The following is a 2531-nucleotide window of genomic DNA, read 5'->3' on the forward strand; positions in this document are numbered from 1 at the left end:
TATCGCTACTGGGGGCAGGCCACGGATTTACAGCGACAAGAACGCTCTAGGGATTCTCTGAACAAGTCGTCGAGCGCGGGTCGATTTTGCTAGATTGAAGACCTTTCGGGGACGAGGGGATGAAGCAGCTTAGTTTTTCGGACGCGGAGTACGGGGGGAAGCGCAAGCGCACTCGGCGCGAGGTTTTTCTGGCGGAGATGAGCCGAGTGGTTCCGTGGAAGAAGCTCGAGGCGGTGATCGAGCCGCACTATCCGAAGGCGGGCCTCGGTCGTCGTCCGTACGCGCTTTCGACGATGCTGCGCATCCACTGCCTACAGCAATGGTATGCGCTGAGCGACCCGGCGATGGAGGAAGAACTCTACGAGATCGCGTCGATGCGGCAGTTCGCCGGCCTCTCGCTCGCCCGGGGATCGGTGCCAGACGAGACGACGATCCTCAACTTCCGTCACCTTCTGGAGCGTCACGGCCTGGCGGTGCGGATCTTCGATGCGGTGAAGGCCCATCTCGAAGCTGCTGGTGTGCTGCTGCGGCAGGGCACGATCGTCGATGCGACGATCATTGCGGCGCCGAGTTCGACCAAAAACGAGAAGGGCGAGCGCGACCCCGATATGCATCAGACGAAGAAGGGCAATCAGTGGTACTTCGGCATGAAAGCCCACATCGGCGTCGATGCCGAAAGTGGGCTGGTGCACACCGTGGTCGGCACGCCGGCCAACGTCGCTGACATCACAAAGGCCGACGACCTGTTGCACGGCGACGAGAGCGTGGCCTTCGGCGATGCCGGCTACACAGGCATCGAGAAGCGGCCGGACCGCAAGCACACAGCCGAGTGGCATGTGGCGATGAAAGCCGGCAAGCGCCGCGCGCTGAAGGGCTCGGCCCTTGGCCGTATCCTGGAGCGGCTCGAAAAACTCAAGGCGCAGGTTCGCGCCCGGGTCGAGCATCCGTTCCGAGTGGTCAAGCGGCAGTTCGGGTACCAGAAGGTGCGCTACCGCGGGCTGGCCAAGAACACCGCGCAGCTGCACACGCTGTTTGCTCTCTCCAACCTCTGGATGGTCCGCCGAAGATTGCTGGCGACAGGGTAACTGCGTCCGCGGAAGGCCCGCAGCGAATAGAATGGAAATACCTCACCCCGTACGCCGGAGGCTTCCCTTGTCGCAAGCTCCCCGACCACTTGAAAATGACATGAAAATCCGACGAAGACAGATCCTGCACCTCAGTCTGTCTTGTTCAGACGTTCCCTAATGAGGTGCGGCTAGAACCCTATTATCGACACTGCGATCAACGAGGGCGATGGCGATCTTGTCGGCGATGGTGGCATCGAGGTGCGCCATCAGGGCGGCATCGCGCTCGTCGCGCTCGCCGGCGCGCAGCTGACGGGCAAGTTCCCGGTTGAGCTCGGCAAGTGTGCCGTCGCGGCCGAGCAGTGCCTTCAGGCGGGCCAGCTCGCGCGCATCGGCCTCGGGACCGAGGCGCCATTCGCGTTCGAGGATCGCCAGCGAATTCACGGCGACGCGCATCTGGAAGCCCAGCCGCGGATCGGCCTTGTCGAGGGCCGGTGTCGCTTCCTCGCGCAGGAAGTCGGTGATGGCGGCGAGGAATTCCGGGGCGGTGGGGCGATCCTGTGCCATGTCAGCCGGCCTCCTTCAGGAGCTGCAGCAGAACGACCTCCGTCTCGACAGCGCGCCGGCCGATCGAGGCCATCTCCATCGATTTCAGCGCGCCGGACAGGTGCTTGTAGGCCTGGGTATGGCAGATGATGCCCCAACGCACCGTGCCGAAGACCTCCCACCAGCGCGCGCGTGCGGGATCGACCTTCCCGCCGCCGGCGCTTTCGTAGGCTGCCCACATCTCCTCGCGGCTGCCGAATCCGCCGGCCGGCTTGTCGATGCTGCCGAAGCGCCAGCTCTTGATGCAGACCCATCCGAGGTCCTCTACGGGATCGCCCAGGTGCGCGCCTTCCCAGTCGAGGATCGCGGTCACGCCGGTCTCGTCGACCAGATAGTTGCCCGTGCGGTAGTCGCCATGCACCAGCACCGGCTCGGCAATCGGTGTGGGCTTGCGCCGGTCGAGCCATGACAGCGCCAACTCGAAGACCGGCTGGGCATAGTTGAGCGTATCGAGCTGACGGCGTAGCAGCGCGATGCCGTCGCCCGCCTGGCGCGTCGCGAGCGGTGGCAGTGTCGCACTATCGACGGCGTGGATATGCGCCAGAATTTCGCCCAGCTGGCCCGCGATCCTGGGGCGCGCTTCGGCGTAAGGCATATCACGCAGCAGTTTGCGCGCGATTGCGGTGCCGCCGATGCGGCGCATCACATAGGCCTCTCCAAGCCCGTCTTGTACCGCCAGCTCGAACAGGACTTCCGGTGCGCGCACGCCCGCCTGGAACGCCGCGCGCAGCACATGGAACTCGGTGGCGCGTGGCAGGGAACCCGCGCCGTCGGCGCGCATCGTCGGTGGATCGCGGCGCAGGATCAGCTCGTGACGCGCGCCATTCACGACCGCGTCGAAACTCCAGGTCTCGCGCGACG

3 protein-coding genes are annotated in these 2531 nt (G+C 64.8%); 1 reads left to right on the plus strand and 2 read right to left on the minus strand.

Features of this window, described 5'->3' with window-relative positions:
* The first annotated feature begins 119 nt into the window (after positions 1-119).
* Entirely contained in the window at positions 120-1085 is a 966-nt protein-coding gene (locus B2V90_RS13250) for an IS5 family transposase (protein ID WP_293921652.1), read from the plus strand.
* A gap of 156 nt (positions 1086-1241) precedes the next feature.
* Here the strand turns inward: B2V90_RS13250 and B2V90_RS13255 are convergent, their stop codons facing one another.
* Complete coding sequence (locus B2V90_RS13255; protein ID WP_293921654.1) at positions 1242-1631, minus strand: DUF6285 domain-containing protein; 390 nt, start codon at positions 1629-1631, stop codon at positions 1242-1244.
* Position 1632: 1 nt separating this feature from the next.
* The coding region (locus tag B2V90_RS13260) for a phosphotransferase family protein (RefSeq protein ID WP_293921656.1) at positions 1633-2531 on the minus strand (899 nt) is incomplete at its 5' end.

The sequence above is a fragment of the Sphingobium sp. UBA5915 genome, from assembly GCF_002431195.1.
Classification (GTDB): Bacteria; Pseudomonadota; Alphaproteobacteria; order Sphingomonadales; family Sphingomonadaceae; genus Sphingobium; species Sphingobium soli.